The organism is Neptunicoccus sediminis, assembly GCF_001719615.1.
Taxonomy (GTDB): domain Bacteria; phylum Pseudomonadota; class Alphaproteobacteria; order Rhodobacterales; family Rhodobacteraceae; genus Amylibacter; species Amylibacter sediminis.
In genome coordinates, this window is sequence record NZ_MDVX01000008.1 from 59,664 (window position 1) to 79,730 (window position 20,067).

At 57.5% G+C, this 20,067-nt stretch carries 16 protein-coding genes; 8 read left to right on the forward strand and 8 right to left on the reverse strand.

The genetic code is table 11. The annotated features are described in order from the left end of the window. Window position 1: 1 nt before the first annotated feature. The 8 genes from BFV97_RS09180 to BFV97_RS09215 all read right to left on the reverse strand — a co-directional run bounded on the left by BFV97_RS09180 (window position 2) and on the right by BFV97_RS09215 (window position 11,902). Window positions 2–973: a C45 family autoproteolytic acyltransferase/hydrolase gene (locus tag BFV97_RS09180; RefSeq protein WP_069300065.1), complete on the reverse strand. Its 972-nt coding sequence runs from the start codon at window positions 971–973 to the stop codon at window positions 2–4. A gap of 8 nt (window positions 974–981) precedes the next feature. After that, a complete protein-coding gene (locus BFV97_RS09185) occupies window positions 982–2,439 on the reverse strand; it encodes a biotin carboxylase (protein ID WP_069300066.1) in 1,458 nt (485 codons plus the stop codon). 14 nt (window positions 2,440–2,453) lie between these two features. Continuing rightward, window positions 2,454–5,195: an aminotransferase class I/II-fold pyridoxal phosphate-dependent enzyme gene (locus BFV97_RS09190; RefSeq protein ID WP_069300067.1), complete on the reverse strand. Its 2,742-nt coding sequence runs from the start codon at window positions 5,193–5,195 to the stop codon at window positions 2,454–2,456. A 62-nt stretch (window positions 5,196–5,257) separates the two neighbouring features. Further along, complete coding sequence (locus tag BFV97_RS09195; protein ID WP_083225579.1) at window positions 5,258–6,232, reverse strand: carbon-nitrogen hydrolase family protein; 975 nt, start codon at window positions 6,230–6,232, stop codon at window positions 5,258–5,260. Window positions 6,233–6,300: 68 nt separating this feature from the next. Continuing rightward, complete coding sequence (locus BFV97_RS09200; protein ID WP_069300068.1) at window positions 6,301–6,732, reverse strand: universal stress protein; 432 nt, start codon at window positions 6,730–6,732, stop codon at window positions 6,301–6,303. A 13-nt stretch (window positions 6,733–6,745) separates the two neighbouring features. Continuing rightward, entirely contained in the window at window positions 6,746–9,520 is a 2,775-nt protein-coding gene (locus BFV97_RS09205) for a TRAP transporter permease (RefSeq protein ID WP_069300069.1), read from the reverse strand. 125 nt (window positions 9,521–9,645) lie between these two features. Next, window positions 9,646–10,593 (reverse strand): TAXI family TRAP transporter solute-binding subunit, encoded by a 948-nt coding sequence (locus BFV97_RS09210; RefSeq protein ID WP_425412274.1) that lies wholly within the window; start codon window positions 10,591–10,593, stop codon window positions 9,646–9,648. Window positions 10,594–10,912: 319 nt separating this feature from the next. Next, a complete protein-coding gene (locus BFV97_RS09215; RefSeq protein WP_069300071.1) occupies window positions 10,913–11,902 on the reverse strand; it encodes a LysR family transcriptional regulator in 990 nt (329 codons plus the stop codon). Between the two features lie 137 nt (window positions 11,903–12,039). Between BFV97_RS09215 and BFV97_RS09220 the strand changes: the two genes are divergently transcribed. From BFV97_RS09220 to BFV97_RS09255, 8 genes are all read left to right on the forward strand, one after another. Beyond that, window positions 12,040–12,912, forward strand: coding sequence for an ABC transporter permease (locus BFV97_RS09220; RefSeq protein ID WP_069300072.1), 873 nt, complete (start codon window positions 12,040–12,042; stop codon window positions 12,910–12,912). 1 nt (window position 12,913) lies between these two features. Beyond that, complete coding sequence (locus BFV97_RS09225; protein WP_069300073.1) at window positions 12,914–13,705, forward strand: ABC transporter permease; 792 nt, start codon at window positions 12,914–12,916, stop codon at window positions 13,703–13,705. 38 nt (window positions 13,706–13,743) lie between these two features. Next, entirely contained in the window at window positions 13,744–14,910 is a 1,167-nt protein-coding gene (locus tag BFV97_RS09230; RefSeq protein ID WP_069300074.1) for an ABC transporter substrate-binding protein, read from the forward strand. Between the two features lie 89 nt (window positions 14,911–14,999). Next, on the forward strand, window positions 15,000–16,076 hold the full coding sequence (locus BFV97_RS09235) for an ABC transporter ATP-binding protein (protein WP_069300075.1): 1,077 nt from the start codon (window positions 15,000–15,002) through the stop codon (window positions 16,074–16,076). Window position 16,077: 1 nt separating this feature from the next. Then, window positions 16,078–17,406 carry an aminotransferase family protein gene (locus tag BFV97_RS09240; RefSeq protein ID WP_069300076.1) on the forward strand — a complete coding sequence of 443 codons (1,329 nt, stop codon included), beginning with the start codon at window positions 16,078–16,080 and terminating at the stop codon, window positions 17,404–17,406. 44 nt (window positions 17,407–17,450) lie between these two features. Beyond that, window positions 17,451–17,942, forward strand: coding sequence for a GNAT family N-acetyltransferase (locus BFV97_RS09245; RefSeq protein WP_069300077.1), 492 nt, complete (start codon window positions 17,451–17,453; stop codon window positions 17,940–17,942). Beyond that, complete coding sequence (locus BFV97_RS09250) at window positions 17,939–18,961, forward strand: histone deacetylase family protein (RefSeq protein ID WP_069300078.1); 1,023 nt, start codon at window positions 17,939–17,941, stop codon at window positions 18,959–18,961. The genes BFV97_RS09245 and BFV97_RS09250 overlap by 4 nt, the downstream gene beginning before the upstream one ends. Continuing rightward, window positions 18,958–20,061 (forward strand): NAD(P)/FAD-dependent oxidoreductase, encoded by a 1,104-nt coding sequence (locus BFV97_RS09255; RefSeq protein ID WP_069300079.1) that lies wholly within the window; start codon window positions 18,958–18,960, stop codon window positions 20,059–20,061. Before BFV97_RS09250 ends, BFV97_RS09255 begins: the two co-directional genes overlap by 4 nt. Window positions 20,062–20,067 lie beyond the last annotated feature (6 nt).

Genomic DNA, 20,067 nt, shown 5'->3' on the forward strand with positions numbered 1-20,067 from the left:
CCTAAGCAGCACCGGGAATTCTGACTCGCCGGCTCCCTTCGTTAAATTCGTCCATCGAAAAAGACCAGACCGTACCGGGCCAGCGCACTTCCATTTGTTGCAGTCGCGGGCGGTAAACGGCGGTGTATAGCGTGCCGAAGCCCGCATCGAAAGCTGTGGAATACAGTGGCGGTTTCAGAAACGCACCTATGAACTTTTCCTCCGGATCACGGTGCAGCGCCAGACGTTGCAACAAAAAGCGTTCCCGCTCCACCGTGGCGGTGAACCGTGCGTGGCTGACCCATTCCACGTGTTCCTGATGGTTGGTCGCAACTGCCGCATGGGTGATTACGGCGGGCCGGTCCGGAGCCATCATCGCCGTCAGATACTGGCGTTTTGCATCCAGCACAGTGACGTTATAGCTCATATGGGTGGGAATACGGGCCAGCGCCCTGCCCGCCTGTTCCGCTGTTTCGCAGGTCTGCAACACATAGCGCAGAATTAGTGGCACGCCAAAGCCGATGCCTACAACGCGCCGCCCGCCAAAGGTCAGGGATATGGACAGGCCCGCATCATTGCAGCCGTCCACCATGCCCCACAGCCCGTCCGAGACCCCCATCACCCGCCGCCCCTGCCAGCCCGTGTGCAGGATCAGACTGTCAAACGCGGTGGGGTTGTAGTCGTAATTTCGCATCAGAACCGGCTCTTTTCCGGTCCAGATTGCCTGTGAACACCCTGCCAGATATGGCGGCGGGCAATAAAAGCTGAGAAACCGCGCCACCTGATCACCACCGCCTGCAAGCTCACACAGATCGTCGTAGAGCGGGATGATTTCCGGCATATGCGTCGCGATTGCACGCCGGCTCTCCAGATAGCTCGGCCTTGCGCTGTCCCCTTCCTGAAGCCACCAGTTTTTGTAATCGGGCCAGTATTCGTTGAACAGCCCGGACCATTTCGGACCGGGCTGTTCTTCACGGATTGCACGCCAGTACATGGCTTTCCTTACAAAATCTTGAACGCGGGCTCTGCCACGGCGGGACCGGCATCAGCCACCGGCAGCGCCTTGCCGTTCACGGATTGCTTGATACCATGAATCCACTTTTTCGCACGCTCGTTCAACTGGAACCCTTTGGTCATAGAGCGCCCCCTTGTCACCAGAATACCGATGTCCGCGCCTTCATAGCGATAGTCGCCCGGTTGCAGGATACGCAGGAAAAACGCTTCGTTTTCGCTCTCAACCGCGCGGCGGTGATAGTCGAACCGGTCGAAGACAACGCGGCCGTCTTCCAACATCTTGTAAATTCCGGTTTCCGGTGCATCCGTGCAGATGTCCACGCTGTCATCGGTATGTTTGATCACCATCTGCGACCAGCTGTCGATCATGTCGGGATCGGCCCAGCGGTTGTTCAGCTCTTCCGTGTCGAGATCGAACTTCTTGCGGGAAAATTCCAGCAGGTGGAACAGGAACAAGGGCGCATCCGCATGGGCAAAGGCTGCGTGGTTGGTCATCGACGACGCCCCTGTGATCCGCGGATTTAATTCCCCGAGCCACAAATCGCCGGTCTTTTTGTCGATCAGGAAGTCCAGTTCGAAATAGCCGCGATAGCCTTCCTTGCGCAGTTGCTCCCCGAACTTGAAGGTCAGTTCCCGGGCCTTTTCCCGCACTTTTGGCGGAAAGGCGGTGGAGAGGATTTCATTGCCGCACCAGCCACCGCGATAGGGCGTCAGTTCGTCAAAGCCCACAAGTTCTGTCATCAGCGGGCCAACGATCGTGCCTTCTTTGGTGGCACAGCCCTCAATCGCAGAGCCACGGCAATCGATGCGCTTCATGATCTTGATCTCGCCCTCTCCGACGATTTCATGTTCATGACGGCGAAAGTCAGCCTCGTTCTTGATAAAAAATGTCGTGTGGCCGCTATCGCCAAAGGCGGATTGCAGCACCAGATCATGGCCAAGCTTGGCTTTTTCGCAAGTCTTGCGCAGGTCGTCGTAATCTTTCACCTCGGCCAGCACATTTGGCACAGACGGCACGCCCGCCTTGTTGCCGATCCGCACGGTTTCGATCTTATTGTCCATCTTGGTGCGCAATTTGGCCTTGGGGAACCACACATCCGCGCCCAGTTCTTTGGACAGACGTTCGGTTTCCTCGTCAAACATCAGAAAGACGAATTTCGGCTTGCCACCGCGCCGTTTGATAAAGTCGATGACCTCTTTGTGCTGCAGCAGATAGTTGTTGATGTCCTCAATGCTTTGAAATTCCGCATGGGGCTGTTCGGAGGGGCAGAAGACATTCGGATGCTTTCCGCCATAACAGTCTATGTAGCAGATATATTTGAAGTTTTTGACCCATTCATCCAGACCGAGCAGATTGAAGTTGGTTGCCGAAATAAAATAAATCGGGTCTTCGTTTCTATGAAAGAAGCGCCGGATTTCAGAGATGTTTTTGAGAACTGTCGCCATAGTATTGTCCTTTATTATTCGGCTGCGGTTTGAATGGTTTTTTCTGCGGTAAGATTTGCGAGGGCTTCCTGTGTGAATACGCGCAGGCCCAGATCGGCGCGGTAGCCGTGGATTTCGTTCACATCCAATGCGCGCATGAAATCAAGGATTTCACGGCTGATAACCTGTCCGGGAACAAGGATCGGAAAGCCCGGCGGATAGGGGATGATAAAGCTGGCGGAAACCAGTTCCTTGCCCGTCTCCATCGCCGCCTTCAATGATCCGTCCAATTCGAGATAATCGCAATTCTTCTCATCATAGCTAAGGTAATAGGCTTTGCGAATATCCCCTTCGGGGGTCAGGTTATCGGGCCGGAACCCGTCGTGGAAACGGCTGAAGTCCGGCAGCGGCGGGTAGTTTTCCGTCAGGTTTGCCACACGGCGGTCAAAGGCCAGACGCTCCATCTTTGACGCATCATCCAGCAGGTCGTCCAATTCATTGGCGATCTCCACCAGCACTTCGATCAGATAGGCCACCGAAGACCGTGTGGTGCCGATATTGGTCATGAACAACACGGTATTGCGCGAGGTTTTGTTGATCTGGATGCCGTATTTGTCCATCAACACCTGATTTTTGAACGTATCTCCGTCCCATCCGGTGCCGCCCACAGCCAATGTCACACGGGTGGCGTCCAGCACGAAATCGTCCCGCTCCCAACACTCCCACAGGTCGGTCCAGCCCTGTTCCGTGTCAACATAACTGCTCACACCGCTCTGACGATAGCTTTCGGGGATCATGTCCCCCGCTGTCAGCACCTTAAAGTATTTTTGCAGCATCGGATGGCTGCTGATGGCGCGGCGCAGGGCCATTGCGGCCTCTATCTGGCGCTGGACGAACTCGAACCCTTCCAATTCCACCTGCCGCCGCCCCACATCAAGCGAGGCGATGATCTGGTAATTGGGTGAGGTGGATGTATGGGTCATATAGGCTTCGTGAAAGCTCTGCTCTACCTCTCCCTTAAAGTCCTGATCGTTGACATGGATCATCGACCCCTGCCGCAAGGATGTCAGGGTTTTATGGGTGGATTGCGTGGCATAGGCCCTGACCCGCGCCGTGGGCGGCGGGATGAGCCGCGTGTTCAGCAGCTCTTCGTCGCTGGCGTTTTCCAGTTGTTTTTGCTGGGCTTTATAGGCATCCAGATGCTGTTCCGTGCGCAGGCGCTTGCGCATGTTATTGGCCGAACGCATCGCCGTGCGCTGGCGGTAGGTGGGGCTGAAACGGGCAAATGCGAACCATGCCTCGTCCCAGAGGAACACAAGGTCCGGTTTGATCGCCAGACATTCCTCCATCACCCGCTGCACGTTGTAGACCAGCCCGTCAAAGGTACAGTTCGTCAGCAGCAGCATCCGCACCCGATCCAGCTTGCCCGCCGCCTTGAGAGCAAGAAGCTGGTGTTTGATTTCTCGCAAAGGCACGGCGCCATACATTGAATATTCGTTGAGCGGATAACTGTCGAGATAGACCACCTCGGCCCCTGCCAGCACCATCCCGTAGTGGTGGGATTTGTGACAGTCCCGGTCCACCAGAACAATATCACCGGGGCGCACCAGCGCCTGCACGACAATCTTGTTGCAGGTAGAGGTGCCGTTGGTGGCAAAAAACGTCTGCTTTGATCCGAATGCGCGGCTGGCCAGTTCCTGCGCCTTCTTGATCGGGCCGCTGGGTTCCAGCAAACTGTCGAGCCCGCCCGAAGTGGCCGAGGTTTCCGCCAAAAAGATGTTCGGGCCGTAAAACGCCCCCATATCCTGAATCCAGTGGGAGCGGCTGATGGATTTGCCACGGCTGATTGGCATAGCGTGGAAAACGCCGGTGGGCTGCTTGGAATACTCCACCAGCGCTGTGAAAAACGGGGATTTATTCCGTGCCTCAACCCCGCGCAGGATGTTGAGGTGAAGCTCCATAAAGTCTTCCTGATTGTAGAAGACGCGGCGGCAGATCCCCAGATCCAGCCCGGCAATTTCCTCAACCGAGCGTTCGGTGACAAGATAGGCGTCCAGTTCGGGGCGGACCTGCTGGATCAGGCGGCAAAGCTCTGCTCCGTAGTTTTCCGGCAGCAAGGTATCCAGGTTTTCACCGCTGCCCAGATGGGACAGGTATTTTTGCAAAAGTTCGTTTTCGTTTCTGGATTTCAGCGTCAGGCCGGGACGGGCGACAATGGCCTGAATATTGTGGTTGAACAGCACCGCAATCAGCGCGTCTTCCAGACTGGGAACCACCACGGCCTCATAGTGGAACGGGTCCTCGATCCGGCGCATCCGTTCCATATTGCTCTTGATCCAGCGTTCCTGCTGGTCGTTCACATTGTCAACGATAAGCACCTCGAAATAGGGCCGCGTCATGGCCCGTGCCTCGGGCGAGAGCAGCGCCTCGTCGTTGTTTTCCTCCTCGTCCATACTGTCCCGTTCCAGCGGGATCGAACGCCGCCGGTAAGACCCTGTCGTCAGGGCACGGGTTACACGGGTGATTGAAAAGGCCACGTCTTCATAATGGCCGCTGTCAAACTGGCGGCGCATATGGACAAAGGCGGGCATGCCGGGAAAGGCCCAATAGGGTTCGATCCGCGACAGGGCCTCAAACAGTTTTTGAACCTCGTCAGAATGGCTTTTGATCTTGGTCTTGGAGGTTTCCCTGCAAATCGCGGAAACAGCGGCACGCAACGCGGCCCACCTGTCAGACCGCAATTGCGTAGCCGAATAATACTCGCTGACAGAATCCATCGGTTGCTCTCCTAAATGAAGGCTTCAACCGAAATCAGCGAACGACGCTCCTGTTTTTGGTATCAGCCGCTTGAATTGCCGCCCGCAAAGGGCACCTGCCCCACATCCGTGGCGGCTTTACGTTCCCGTATCTCCGCCTCCGTATCTGCTGGCACGTCTACATGAAGACCCGCGCGAGAGCCCTGTTGGGGCACCTCCAGCGGACCAAGGGTATTAAGAAAACTGTCCGTGCCGCTGGTGCGGTCATAGACAGAGAAATCGACAGAGCGGTCACGGAAGCTCTTGAGCACCTGCCCAAGCCCCTTCATGCCGGTCTCGCGCTGGCGGCGGACCATCGACAGGTCTACCTCTATCGGGAACATGTCTTCCTGACCCGCAGACTGGTGCAGGACGAGTGATGTCGGATCAACAACACAGGATTTGCCGACCCCGCCAGCGCCCAGACCGTTCACATCAAAAACATAGCACTGGAACTGCGCCGCAGTCGCCCGCGCAATCGCCAGTTCCGCATCACGGTCGGTGGTGCCGGTCAGGACCGGATGCAACAGCACCTCTACCCCCTGACTGGTCAACTGGCGGGTGGTTTCGGGGAACCACATATCATAACAGATCGACAGACCAAAACGGCCCACATCCGGCACATCGAAAACGCAGAAATCGGTGCCAGCGGCGATTCCGGCCTCATAGGGCAGGAAGGGAAACATCTTGGCGTAGCGGCGCACCACATTGCCGTCGGGATCAATCACCAGTGACGTATTATAGACCTGCCCGTCATGGGGCGAGGTCAGGAACATCGAGCCCGGAATAAGCCAGACCTTGTGCCGCCGCGCCGCTGCGCAGAAACGGTCGATGATTTCATTTTCGGGGGGCAGCTTGAAGCGTTCCAGCGGGCCGAAAGGTGCCAGTTCGCTGAACAGCACCATCTGGGTCCAGGGGAAACGAGCCATCAGAATATCAAGCCGCTGCATCATGCCTTCGACATTGGACTGCAGGGCGTTTACGTGCATCTGCACGCCGGCAATTGCAAATGGGGTCATTGAGGAATCTCTCTGTGCTTGCGCAAACGGCTCTGATCTGTTGAGTCGTTCATCGCTTTGCATCCCTCTTACGCCCTCACCACCAGAACGGAAACAGGGGATCTGCTTACGATCCTGTCCGCATTGGACCCCACCAGAAACTCCCGCAGGCGATCGGGTTTGTGGGACGCCATAACCACCAGATCACAATTGATTTTTTCGATGGTCTTAAGAACTTTACGGTGGATTTTACCAAACGCAAGGTGTTGCTTCACCTTTATGTCATCGGGAATTTCATTGCGCACCAGCCGGTCAAGCGCATTGCTTGCCGCCGCGACGGCTTTTTCTTCGAAGTTTTCGGGGAAAAACCCCTCTACCAGCGGGCTGCCCATATCCGGCACAACCGAAATGATATGCAGCACGCCGCCTGATTTGCTAACCAGTTCGATGGCTTGTGGCAGGGCTTTGACCCAAGAGTCCTTATCCGTGAGGTCAATTGTCAGAAGAACCGTGTTAAACATCTCTCTTTCCTCCTCAGGCTGTGACGGGTTTGCGCACGGCGCGGCTGTTGCGGCCCCTTTGCAGGAAGACGATCAACCCCAGCAGCAGCAGGGCCGGAATGAACATCAGGTATTTGCTGGGCTGCTCCACAGGTCGCAGCACCCGCAGCACGGTCTGGTCCCAATCAAGCCCGGCCTTGGCGGCGGCACTGTCATACAGCACGTCATCCACCATCATCTTGCCATCGGCTTCGCGCAGGATCAGACCTGAACTTTCCAGTCGTTCCTCCCCCGTGGCACCTTCGCCAATGGGCAGGATCGCAACAAATTCTATCGGGTCGCCCAGATCGTTGACGCCGGCCACACGCAGGCGCAGGTCCTCATCCGTCGGCGTTGCCAACGCGGCGGCTGCCAGTTCGGTCGGGGCCTCTTCGGTATAGGGCGGCGCAACCATATCCATCCAGAAACCGGGGCGGAACAGGGTAAAGGCCACCAGCAGCAGCGCGATGGTTTCATAAAAGCGGTTGCGCGCAAGGAACCAGCCTTGGGTCGCCGCTGCAAACAGCAACATCGCGATGGTTGCCACCACAAAGACGAATATACCCTGCACCCATGTGACCTCTATCAGCAGCAGTTCGGTGTTGAAGATGAACAGGAACGGCAGGGCTGCCGTGCGCAGGGAATAAAAGAAGGCGACAAGGCCGGTGCGGATCGGATCACCGCCCGATACCGCTGCCGCAGCAAAGCTCGCCAGTCCTACAGGAGGGGTCACATCGGCCATGATGCCGAAGTAGAAGACGAACAGATGCACCGCAATCAGCGGCACGATCAAGCCGTTCTGCTGACCCAAAGTCACAATGACCGGCGCCAGAAGTGCGGACACAACAATATAGTTCGCGGTGGTCGGCAAGCCCATGCCAAGGATCAGCGAAAGGATCGCGGTGAGGAACAGGATAGCAAGGATATTGCCGCCGGAAAGCACCTCAACCACATCCGCAAGGGCAGAGCCGACACCTGTCTGGCTGACCGCACCCACGATAATACCGGCAGTCGCTGTGGCAATGCCGATCCCGATCATGTTGCGCGCGCCGGTTTCCAGCCCGTCAATCAGGTCTGCCACACCGTTGCGAACAGCCGCACCAAAGGCGCTGTCCCCCCGCATCATCGCGGTCAACGGGCGCTGGGTCAGCAGGATAAAGATCATATAGGCGGTGGCCCAGAACGCCGACAGGCCCGGTGACAGCCGGTCCACCATCAGCGCCCAGACCAGCACCACAACCGGCAGGATAAAGTGCAGGCCGGAGCGGATTGTCGGGCCGGGCAGCGGCAATCTTGTCACCGGCTCGTTCGGATCATCCAGTTCCAGCGGCTTTTCCTTGGAGGCTATATAAAGCAGCCCGACATAAACCGCGGTCAGGAAGGCAAAGATAATGTAGCCCGCCGTTTGCGGGAAGGCAGGGCGTATCCAGCCCATGCCGTAATAGACGATAAAGGACAGCGCACAGATTGCAGCGATGGTGAAGGCCATGCCGATCAGACGTTGCACGATGGGTTTGGGGGTATAAGCGCGGGGCAAACCCTCCATTCCGGCTTTCAGCGCCTCAAGATGGACGATGTAGACCAGCGCGATATAGGAGATCACCGCAGGCAGAAACGCGTGTTTCACCACATCGAAATAGGGGATGCCAACGTATTCCACCATCAGAAAGGCCGCAGCCCCCATCACGGGCGGCATGATCTGGCCGTTCACCGAAGAAGCAACCTCAACCGCGCCTGCTTTTTCCGAACTGAAGCCGACCTTTTTCATCAACGGGATGGTAAAGGTGCCGGTAGTTACAACATTGGCGATGGACGAACCGGAAATCAGCCCCGTCATGGCCGAAGACACCACGGCCGCCTTGGCCGGTCCGCCTTTCATATGCCCCATCAGGCTAAAGGCGACCTGAATGAAATAGTTTCCCGCCCCTGCCCGGTCCAGCAGTGAACCGAACAGCACAAACAGGAACACAAAGCTGGTAGAGACACCCAGTGCGATACCGAATACGCCTTCCGTGGTGATCCACTGGTGGTTCACGATCTCGGACAGGCTGTTGCCTTTGTGGGAAATGATGCTGGGCATATAGGGGCCAAGCACGGTGTAGATCAGAAACACCGATGCCACGATCATCAGTGCAGGGCCAAGGGCGCGGCGGGTGGCCTCAAGAAGCAGCATCAAGCCGATTACGGCGACGACAAAATCCTGAAGCACAGGCGCACCGACACGCCCCGAAATTTCACGGTAATAGACAAACAGATAAAGCGCAGCCAGCGCCCCCACCAGTGCCAGCGCCCATTCCCAGACCGGTATCCGGTCCTTCGGAGAGCCAAGCAAAACAGCAACCATAACGGCCAGCGCAACAATCGGTATCCACCACGTCACAGTGCCATCTTTGGCGCCCATCATGAACAAAACGGCAAGGACCAGCGGCACCACGATGCCGAGCCCGATCTGGAAACCGGATCGTGTGGCCGGAAAGGCCGCAAAAGCCAGAAACATCGCAAAGGCCAGATGGATGGAACGGGCTTCGGTATCGTTAAATACGCCCCAGCCCACCATGAACGGAATGGGTGAGGCGATCCAAAGCTGGAACAGCGACCACGCCAGCGCCACGCAAGTCAGGAATATGCCGACCGGACCGAATGCCCCGCGTCCGCCTGTGTCAGAAGAAGCAACCAGCTCGTCGAGTTCGGCTTGTGTCAGCCCGCCCCGATCACCTGTTGCAGCGGCCTCTACCGCGGCGGCCTGCTGTTGGTTTGGATCATTGGTCATGGATGTCCCCTGTTCCCCGCTATGGCCCGTAAAATCGGGCTTTTCTTTTCCTTCGGGTCAGATGCGGCAGCGCCCGCCGCCGCATCTGTTATCGTTCTTAAAGAAGGTCGCGAACGACCGCCGGATTACATCCAGCCTTTTTCTTTGTAGTATTTCTCGGCACCGGGGTGCAGAGGCGCGGACAGACCGGCGCTGATCATGTCTTCTTCTTTGAGGTTCTCAAACGCAGGGTGCAGACGCTTAAAACGATCAAAGTTGTCGAAAACGGCCTTAACAACCTGATACACCACTTCTTCGTCCACTTTCGCAGAAGTCACAAAGGTCGCCTTAACGCCGAATGTGTTCACATCGGAATCCGTACCTTTATACATGCCCCCCGGAATGGTCGCGGCAGCATAGAATGGGTTTTCTTCGATCAGCTTGTCGATTTCAGGGCCTTCAACCGGCACCAGAACCGCATCTACTGTGGAAACCGCTTCCTGAATCGAACCGTTCGGGTGGCCAACAGTGTAGATAATCGCATCCACCTTGTTGTCGCCCAGCGCAGCCGCCTGTTCCGCCGGTTTCAGTTCGGATGCCAGTGCGAAATCGTCCTTGGTCCAGCCCAAAGCCTCCATCACAACATCCATTGTCGCACGCTGGCCGGAACCGGGGTTGCCGATGTTAACCCGTTTGCCTTTGAGATCGGCAAAAGTCTTGATGCCGGAATCAGCACGGGCAATCACGTTGAAGGGCTCACCGTGGACAGAAAAGACCGCCCGTTCGTCGGAAAACTGGTTTCCTTCAAATTTGGATGTGCCGTTATAGGCGTGATACTGCCAGTCGGATTGGGCCACGCCCATATCCATGTCGCCCGCCATGATCGCATTGATGTTGGCGATAGAACCACCTGTGGAAGGCGCGGTGCATTTCAGGTTGGTTTCAGCGGTTGTGCGGTTCACCAGACGACAGATCGACTGACCGACAACAAAGTATACGCCGGTTTGACCGCCAGTCCCGATGGTAATGAACTTCTCTTGCGCGATACCGGCTGTACCGGCCAGCAGCGCCCCTGCAAAAGCAAGATGTTTCATGAAACGCATAGTGTTCTCCTCTTTTTTTGCTCACGTTTATGCCCCCCCTTTGACAAAGGGGACATTTGATCGGATGGCATAAAGCAGCAGCTTCAGTGCGAGCAGTGTCCAAAGCTGCGGCGCTTTCCTTAAAGCGAAGCGCAAACAAGCACCAGTAGGAAAAACAAAGGCTTAAATACCTTTTTTCATCCAATTGTTAGTCTTAAGGCTAGTGAGAGTTTTCCGCTATTGTCAAGTCGCTTGTCGCTTGCGGAGGGGACAAACAGCGCTTTCTTGATCCTGTTCAGGGGTGCGCTATGTTTTTAACCTTCGCCCTGCGTTAGCCGTCCTTGCGCGGGTCGATCCCTTTTGGCACCGGATAGGTGCGCTGTGTCAGGGGAATGGTGCGAATCTGCTCTGACAGGCGCTCTACAAATATCCGTTCCGCACGGTTAAGCTTTTTCTTGGGGTTGCGCAGCAGGTAAATATCCACCTCCGGCGGGTCGTCATAGGGCGGCAACCGCCAGAGCAATCCGTCCCGCACATCCCGCTCCAGCACATGAATCGGCAACGATCCGATACCAAGCCCGCACTGGATCATCCGGCGCACTTCCTCCAGTTGCGAGGAACGCCCCACAATCCGCTGCGCCATATCCCATTGCTTGCGCAGCAGCGCCACAGGCCGGAGCGCATCGTTCAGATCATCGGTATCAAACGTAACAATGTCATAGTCGCGCAAATCCTCCATCTTCAGATTCCGCCGCCCGAACAGGGGATGGGTCGGTCCGCAATAGAAACTGAAATATTCGCGGTAGAGCAGATCATAATTCAGATCCGGCAGTTTGCGATTGACCAGACAGATGCCAAAGCTCGCCTGACGGTCCAGCACCGCGCTGGTGACAACCGCGCTGGTGGCGGTTTTGATGTTGAAGCTGACTTTGGGGTAAAGGGTTTTCGTCTCGGTCAGCAGGTCGTCCAGCAAGGGCGTGATCACATGGCTGGCCAGATGGATGGTAATTTCGCCCGAAATCTCCGAGCTGGAGGCAATGGTGATTTCCTTCAACCCCGACACGCTGCGGAAAATATCCATACATTCATCATAAAGCCGCTGACCCGCCCGCGTCAGACGGAAACTACCCTTGGAGCGTTCGATCAACTGGCAGTTCAGTTCCTGTTCCAGCCGCTGCAACGCCAGACTGACCGAAGGCTGCCCCCGCCACAAACGATGGGCGGCGCGGGTGATGCTGCCTTCCTCGACGATCACCACGAAGGTGCGCAGCAGGTTCCAGTCCAGCCCGATCACAAATTTCTCGTCGCCGCGGTCTGTCATTCCTGTCCGTCCGATCCTGATCTGCCCGCCACACAGCCGACATTAACCACATTAATGCCATCTATGTTTTATATCAATTTGCCCAATTCAAAGGCCCCGTGCAATAGTTAACATGACTTAAGGGAACAGGGGCCGGGATGTCGTCAAGCGATCAAAGTATAGACAAGCGGCCGTGGTTGCTGCTGTCCCCTTCCCTTATGGCCATCACCTTGCTGGTGGTCATTCCGATGGCGTTTATTCTGGTCTATTCCTTTTACGAAAACATCGATCTTGCCGTGGATAAGGTCGCCTTTCAGTTCGGCAACTGGTCCGAGGTGATGACGGACGGTTATTACCGCACTGCGATCTGGAAAACCCTGCGGCTGTCGGTGATTGTTACGGTGCTGGCCGCCGTGCTCGGCTATATCCCTGCCTATTTCATCGCCATGACCAAATTCCGCGACAAGTGGCTTTTGCTGCTGCTTTTGATCCTGCCCTTCTGGATCAGCTTCATCATCCGCACGCTGAGCTGGATTCACATATTTGGCAATCAGGGCGCGCTGAACGGGCTGTTCCAACTGCTTGGCCTGACGGATGCGCCGCTGTCGCTAATGTATAACGAGTTCACCGTCATCGTCGGCTTTATCCATGTGTTCCTGCCCTACATGATCCTGAACATCTACGTCAGTCTGGAAGGCATAGACGAAAATCTGGAACCCGCCGCCCGCACGCTTGGCGCGACCCCGTGGCAGGCCTTCCGCGAAGTGACCCTGCCCCTGTCCATGCCGGGTCTGGCCGCCGGTTGCCTGCTGGTTTTTGTATTAACGGGGGGCAGTTACGTCACGCCGCTCATCCTTGGCGGGCCGAGCGATTTCCTGTTCGGCAACCTGATCTATGACGCCATCGTGACAGAGCTGAACTGGCCGATGGGCGCGACCCTGTCCTTCACGCTCTTGTTGCTGCTGGGGCTGGTCGTGGTGCTGTACAGCCGCTTGATGGGGCTGAACCAACTGTCAAAGGCGTTCAAATAACATGAAACTGCGCGTCTGGACCCTGCTTAAAACCTACACCATTCTGGTTTACATCTTCATGTTCGCCCCCATTGTTGTGGTGCTGGTGCTGGCGTTTAATTCCTCCCAGTTCGGCGGCTTCCCGATTGAGGGTTTCAGCTTTCGCTGGTTCGTCAAACTGTCCGAGAATGAAGCGATCATCCGCGCCCTGCGCACGTCGGTTATCTTGGGGGCCTGTACAGCCGTTATTGCAACGACGCTGGGGATTCTGGCGGCACTGGCGCTGGTTCGCTATACGTTTCGCGGCAAGGATCTGATCACAACGGTTCTGATTGCCCCTGTGCTGGTGCCCGAAACCGTGCTGGCGGTGGGCTTGTTGATTTTCATGCGCTGGTTGCATGTGCCCCGCTCTTTCGGATTGCTTCTGCTGGGGCATTCCATCATCGCCCTGCCCTTTGTGGTGCTGGTGGTGCAGGCGCGGCTGACAGGTATCCGGCGCGATTACGAAGAAGCGGCCCGCAGTCTCGGGGCCAATCCGCTGCAAACCTTCTTTGCCGTGACCTTCCCCCTGATGCTGCCCGCCGTTTTTGCGGGGGCGCTGTTTGCCTTCACCATTTCTTTTGACAACATCACCGCCACTATTTTCTGGCGTCCGTCAGGGATGGAGACTGTCCCCACCCAGATTTTCGGCATGTTACGCAATTCCGTCAGCCCCGAGATCAACGCGCTTGGCTTTGTGATGATCTGCATCACCGTCGGCGTGCCGCTGATGGCGGGGGCGCTGGCGCGCTATTACATGCGCAACACGAAATAGACCGAAGCGATAAAAACCAACCAACAAGGAGAGAACAGATGAAAAAGATAGACAGTACAAAACGCTACGAGATGCTGAAAGAGCGGATGGGCAATGGCGATATGGACCGCCGCTCTTTCTTTGGCCTGCTTGGGGCAGCGGGGATCTATGCCGGTGTCTCCGGCGGAATCATGACGACCATGGCGCAACAGGCCCGTGCCGCGGGGACAGAATTATACTTTGAAGGCTGGGGCGGTGTCGTGTCCGAAGCCCTGCGCAAACATGCGTTCAATCCTTATGAAGAGGCCACCGGCAACAAGGTTGTGGATTCCACTTTCGGGGGCGAGGCCGAAGTACTGACCAAGATCAAGGCTGCGGGCAACACCAATGGTCACAACATCCTGCATTCCTCCGGTGTAAGCTGGTACAAACGTTGGGTGGATGCGGGTTACGGTTCCGAACTGAACCTTGCCAATATACCGAATGTGGAAAACGTGATGGAGGCGATTATCGCGCCTTTCAGGGCGATCACGCCGAACAGCCTGTCCGCCATTCCCTATGACTACGGCACAACCGGCATCGCCTATAACACAAAGCATGTATCGGAAGAAAAAGCAAAAGAACTGGGCGCGAACCTGCTGCTCGACAAGGAGTTGAAGGGCAAGATCGGCGCGTGGGGTGGCGACTGGGCCAATCGTGCTTGGTACGGGGCGCTGCAATCCGATCAGGATCCCAATAACATTCAGGACTGGGATGCGGTTTGGGACAAGGCCCGCGAAAACCGTGATCTTGTGCTGAAATACTGGTCCTCCGGCGCGGAACTGATGGACCTGCTGGCGAAAGAGGAAATCTACGTCACCGAAGCATGGTCGGGCCGCGTTGCAGCGCTTCAGGCCCAAGGCCACCCGATCGCCTATATGGACCCGCCAAACGGTCTGGCGTGGATGGAAAGCATGTTCGTGCTTAAAGGCTCTCCGATGGCCGAGGCAGAGGAACTGCTGAACTTCATGCTCGACCCCGCGACTGCGATTGCCGTGGCCGAAGGGCAGAAATACCCGACCTCGCTCGACCCGAACAAGGTAGAGATGACCGAGACCATCAAGGCTCTGCCCGCCTATGATCCGACAGGCAAGCTGGACAAACTGGTGTTCCGTGATCCGGTGGTCTGGAACGAGGTCGAAAAAGAGCAGTCCAAAAAATGGAACCGTGTGTCCAAAGGCGGCTAGGGCCAACGATTTGGTCGTCAGACACAGCGCGGGCCGCACGGATTGCCGGCCCGCGTATCCTCTTAGAATAACAGCGGGAACCCCTGCCTATGGCGCGTGTTGAACTTGTCGATATCCAGAAATCCTTTGGCGCGGTCAAAGCCGTTCGCAATGCCAATATCGTGTTCGAGGATGCGTCCTTTACGACCCTGCTCGGGCCGTCGGGCTGTGGCAAAACCACAATCCTGCGGATGATTTCCGGTCTGGCCGACCCCAGCAGCGGTGATATTCTGATCGGCGGCAATCGGGTGAACGACGTGCCGATCCACAAACGCAATCTGGGGCTGGTGTTTCAGAACTACGCGCTGTTTCCCCATAGAACCATTGCCGAGAATATTGCCTTCGGGTTGAAATACCGTGGCGTGGCGAAATCGGATGTGACGCGCAAGGTTCACAAAGCCCTTGATATTGTGCGCCTTCCCGGTGTGGAGGACCGTTACCCCCAACAGCTTTCGGGCGGCCAGCAACAACGTATCGCGCTGGCCCGCGCCATTGTGATCGAACCGGATGTGCTGTTGCTGGACGAACCTTTGTCTGCGTTGGATGCCAACCTGCGCGAAGATATGCGGGTGGAACTGAAGGCCATTCAGGATCGCATCGGCGTCACCACGATTTTTGTGACCCACGACCAGTCAGAGGCGCTGGCCATGTCCGACCGCATTGTAGTGATGAGCGCGGGACGGGTCGAACAGATCGGAGATCCTGACGAGGTGTATAACACTCCTGCCTCCGAATTTGTCGCCTCTTTCCTTGGCGCCTCCAACCTGCTGCCCGCCCGTGTCATCGGGCGCGATGCCGACGGGGTGGTGCTGGAAACCGCAGAGTTCGGCACGACCATTGTGCCAGCCAACCGCGCTGCGACCCTTGGGGACGGGGATCGCGGACAGTTGATGGTGCGGGCGGAAAAACTGTTCTTGTCTGATGGTCCGGCCACACCCGACAGCACGCAAGCGGTGATAGAAGCGGTAGATTATCAAGGCCAGCTTGCGCGGTATTTCCTGCGGGTGGGCGACACCCAGCTACAGGCCATTAACATGATTACGGGCCGCCCTTTCGCTGCGGGCAGCACCGTGAACCTGACCCTTGCGGCGAATGAATGCAGCGCCCTGCCCTTGAAAGACACCTGACATGAAAAGCCACCTGTTCTATCAAAGCCGCCTGCCCCGCCCCGACCTGCAACGGGCCGAGGGCATCTATATGTGGGACACTTCCGGTAAACGCTATATCGACGGATCATCCGGCGCGATGGTCAGCAATATCGGCCATTCCAACCCCAACGTTCTGGCGGCGATGCGCGAACAGATGGATAAATCCACCTTCGGCTACCGCCTGCATTTCCAGACCGAACCGAGCGAGTCACTGGCCGCACGGATAGCGGGTCTGACACCCGCAGGGCTGGACCGCGTGTTTTTTGTCTCCGGCGGCTCGGAGGCGGTGGAATCCGCGTTGAAAATGGCTCGGCAATATGCCCTGACCCAAGGAGAAGCCCAGCGCTACAAGGTGATTTCCCGTTACCCGAGCTATCATGGCGCAACGCTTGGTGCGTTGGCGATCACCGGATATGCGCCCATGTCGGCCCCGTTTGATCCAATGATGAAATCCATGCCAAAAATTCCCGCCCCCCGCGCCTATCTCGACGGGCTGGACCCGGATGATCCGGCAACGGGGCTGCATTACGCCAATATGCTGGAGGAAAAAATCCTCGAAGAAGGCCCGTCAACCGTGCTGGCCTTTATCGTTGAACCCGTGGGCGGCGCGTCAACAGGTGCGCTGGTGCCCCCTGCCGGATATATGCAGCGCATCCGCGAGATTTGCGACCAGTATGGTGTGCTGCTGATCCACGACGAGGTCATGACGGGGGGCGGACGCACCGGCCGTTTCTTTGGCGCGGAACATTGGGACGTCACCCCCGATCTGATCGCCCTGTCCAAAGGCTTTGGCGCGGGTTATGTGCCCCTTGGCGCAATGATTGCGCGCAACGATATGGTCGAAGCTGTTCTTGATGCCGGCGGGTTCATCCACGGCTATACATATGCCGGAAATCCGCTTGCCTGCGCGGCCGGACTGGCCGTGCTCGATGAAATCGAAAGGCAGGACCTGATCGGCAATGCCGCCATAATGGGCGATGCGCTGACGGATCGCCTGCAAGCCCTGATGCAACGCTATCCTGTGATTGGCGATGTGCGGGGCAAAGGGCTGCTGCTGGCCTTTGAACTGATGGCGGATCGCAATACCAAAGCCCCTTTACCGACAGAGCTGAACGCCCATGCCAGACTGGTGGATATTGCCTATGAGAACGGGTTGATCATCTATTCCCGCCGCACCCGTGGCGGCCTGTCCGGAGATCACTTTCTGGTCTGCCCCCCGATGAGCGTGAGCGAACCGCAACTTGATGAAATCGCAGAGATTCTGGAGCGTTCCATGCGACAGTTCATGGCCGAATACCCGGGCCTGTGATACAGGCGACAAACCTGCGTAAATACCCGCAACAGGACTTTAATATGCTATCAATCCCCCCCACCATCCGAGCAGCGGAGAAATCCGACCTGCCCCTGCTGAATACCGCGCTCGCCGCGCTGTCTGCGGAACTGGGCGACCCCCATCCCGCCACGCCGGAGTTTCTGGAACAGGCCGGTTTTGGTCCGGTGCCGATCATCTACGCATTAATCGCGCAAGGGGGCGACGACAGACTACACGGGGCGGTGATGTTTTCCCCAGTGGCCTCTACTTCTATGGCAAGAACCGGAACTTATGTGTCCGATCTCTGGGTCGCGGAAACGGCACGGGGCACGGGACTTGGACGGCGGTTGCTCGGGGCTACGGCCGACTGGACTGCTGCGAAATGGGGCGCGAGCTACCTTAAACTGGCGGTTTATGACCATTCAACCCAGTCGCGGCTATTCTATGACCGGCTGGGTTTTGCGGCAAAAGACAATGAAACCACCATGTTTCTGGACAACAACGGGTTCGAGACCCTGAAAGGATGCAAATGAAAGCGTTTTTTGATGATCGGCAGTGGCACCACGACCCCAAGCATTTCATGTCGAACGGCGTGGTGCAGCCAAATCCCGAACAGCCCGCAAGGATCGAAATGCTCCACTCTGGCGCGGTGTCGGCAGGCTGCCGCTTTGAGGCGCCACAGGATGCAGGGCTTGGCCCGATTGCCGCGATCCATTCGCCCGAGTACCTGACGTTTCTGCAAAACATCTACAAACGCTGGCAATATATCGACGGCGGCGGTGAAGAGGTCATCCCCAACATCCACCCCGCCAACCGCAGTGACAGCTACCCCCGCTCTGCTGTCGGACAGGCCGGCTACCATCAGGCCGATACCGCCTGCCCCATCGCAGAAGGCACATGGGAGGCGGCCTACTGGTCCGCACAATCCGCAATTTCCGGAGCGGACAGTCTAATCGACGGCGGGCAATCGGCCTATGTGCTGTCCCGCCCGCCCGGTCATCACGCTTTCGGGGATCTGGCGGGGGGCTTTTGCTTTCTGAACAACTCTGCCATCGCCGCTGAACGCCTGCGGGCCAAAGGGCTGCGGCCTGCTATTCTGGACGTGGATGTGCACCACGGCAACGGCACGCAGGGCATCTTTTACAATCGCGACGATGTGCTGACAGTCTCGCTTCACGCTGATCCGGAGCGGTTTTATCCGTTCTTCTGGGGCCACGCCCATGAACGGGGCGCAGGTGCAGGGCTTGGGTATAACCTCAACCTGCCGCTGGCGCGGGGGACGAAGGATGCGGATTTCCTTAAAACCCTCGACAGCGCCCTTGCCCGTGTTCAGGCTTTTGGCGCGGATGCGGTTGTCATCGCCCTTGGCCTTGATACCTATATCGACGATCCCTTCAAAGGGCTTGCTGTTACCACCGAAGGGTTCGGGCGGATCGGGGCGGCTGTTGCAGGGCTGGGAGTGCCGACCCTGCTGGTGCAGGAAGGCGGGTATCTTTGCGATGAACTGGGGGAAAACCTGACCAGTGTGCTGAGCGGGTTTCAGGGGGCATGACACAGCCGGACATCATTGTGATCGGCGGCGGCATTGCAGGCACCAGCGCCGCCGCGCAACTGGCAGAACATGCCGATGTCCTGTTGTTAGAGGCCGAGCCGCAATTTGGTTATCACGCCACCGGCCGTTCAGCCGCGATCTTCATCCGCAACTACGGCAATGCCGTACTGCGCGCCCTGAACGCGGCCTCCGCTCCGGTGTTGCAAAGCGGCGCAGGCATTAGCGACACCGGACTATTGTCGCCGCGCGGTGAATTGCTGATCGCCGGCGAAGAGGACATAACGGACCTGGAAAACTATGCACGCGAGGCCACCGGACTGGAGCATTTGCGTCCCGATCAGGCGGTTGAACTGGTCCCGATTCTGCGCAAAGAGCGGATCGCAGCCGCCATTCTGGAACCCGATGCGCAGGATATTGATGTGGACCGTCTGCTACAGGGCTATCTGAGGCTGCTGCGGGGGCGGGGCGGAAAGACGGTTACGAACAGTCCCGTCTGTAATCTGACCCGCGACAACGGTCTGTGGCGGGTTACAACGAAAGAAACAGAATATTCCGCCCCTGTCATCGTGAACGCAGGCGGCGCTTGGGCGGACCAGATCGCGCAGATAGCAGGCGCAGCCCCCGTCGGATTGACCCCCATGCGCCGCTCTGCGGTGCTGCTGGATGCGCCGCAGGGGTATGACATAGATCGCTGGCCGCTTTTTGCCTCTGTCACCGAGAGCTGGTACGCCAAGCCCGATGCAGGAAAATTGCTGATTTCACCTGCGGATGAAGACCCGACCCACCCCCATGACGCATGGCCCGATGATATGGTGCTGGCCGAAGGGTTGCACCGATATGAACAGGCTGTCATCGTGCCAGTCACCCGCCCCACCCACAGCTGGGCCGGATTGCGCAGCTTTACCCCTGATCGCACGCCGGTTGTCGGGTTCGATCCCGAGCAAGAAGGATTTTTCTGGCTGGCCGGTCAAGGTGGCTACGGTGTGCAGACGTCCCCCGCGCTCGCCGCGCTTTGCGCTGCCCTATGCACGGACAAAACGCCGGATTTGAGCGCAGAAATTGTGGCAGAGCTGTCGCCCGCCCGCTTTGCGCGGGAATGATGCGGT

Excerpts from the sequence above, each read along its gene's own strand:
- BFV97_RS09250 (WP_069300078.1), top strand. The coding sequence starts at position 17,939 with ATGAAAGCGTTTTTTGATGATCGGCAGTGGCACCACGACCCCAAGCAT.
- BFV97_RS09195 (WP_083225579.1), bottom strand. The coding sequence starts at position 6,232 with ATGACCCCATTTGCAATTGCCGGCGTGCAGATGCACGTAAACGCCCTG.
- BFV97_RS09255 (WP_069300079.1), top strand. The coding sequence starts at position 18,958 with ATGACACAGCCGGACATCATTGTGATCGGCGGCGGCATTGCAGGCACC.
- BFV97_RS09185 (WP_069300066.1), bottom strand. The coding sequence starts at position 2,439 with ATGGCGACAGTTCTCAAAAACATCTCTGAAATCCGGCGCTTCTTTCAT.
- BFV97_RS09235 (WP_069300075.1), top strand. The coding sequence starts at position 15,000 with ATGGCGCGTGTTGAACTTGTCGATATCCAGAAATCCTTTGGCGCGGTC.
- BFV97_RS09200 (WP_069300068.1), bottom strand. The coding sequence starts at position 6,732 with ATGTTTAACACGGTTCTTCTGACAATTGACCTCACGGATAAGGACTCT.
- BFV97_RS09225 (WP_069300073.1), top strand. The coding sequence starts at position 12,914 with ATGAAACTGCGCGTCTGGACCCTGCTTAAAACCTACACCATTCTGGTT.
- BFV97_RS09220 (WP_069300072.1), top strand. The coding sequence starts at position 12,040 with ATGTCGTCAAGCGATCAAAGTATAGACAAGCGGCCGTGGTTGCTGCTG.
- BFV97_RS09240 (WP_069300076.1), top strand. The coding sequence starts at position 16,078 with ATGAAAAGCCACCTGTTCTATCAAAGCCGCCTGCCCCGCCCCGACCTG.
- BFV97_RS09215 (WP_069300071.1), bottom strand. The coding sequence starts at position 11,902 with ATGACAGACCGCGGCGACGAGAAATTTGTGATCGGGCTGGACTGGAAC.
- BFV97_RS09205 (WP_069300069.1), bottom strand. The coding sequence starts at position 9,520 with ATGACCAATGATCCAAACCAACAGCAGGCCGCCGCGGTAGAGGCCGCT.
- BFV97_RS09180 (WP_069300065.1), bottom strand. The coding sequence starts at position 973 with ATGTACTGGCGTGCAATCCGTGAAGAACAGCCCGGTCCGAAATGGTCC.
- BFV97_RS09245 (WP_069300077.1), top strand. The coding sequence starts at position 17,451 with ATGCTATCAATCCCCCCCACCATCCGAGCAGCGGAGAAATCCGACCTG.
- BFV97_RS09210 (WP_425412274.1), bottom strand. The coding sequence starts at position 10,593 with ATGAAACATCTTGCTTTTGCAGGGGCGCTGCTGGCCGGTACAGCCGGT.
- BFV97_RS09190 (WP_069300067.1), bottom strand. The coding sequence starts at position 5,195 with ATGGATTCTGTCAGCGAGTATTATTCGGCTACGCAATTGCGGTCTGAC.
- BFV97_RS09230 (WP_069300074.1), top strand. The coding sequence starts at position 13,744 with ATGAAAAAGATAGACAGTACAAAACGCTACGAGATGCTGAAAGAGCGG.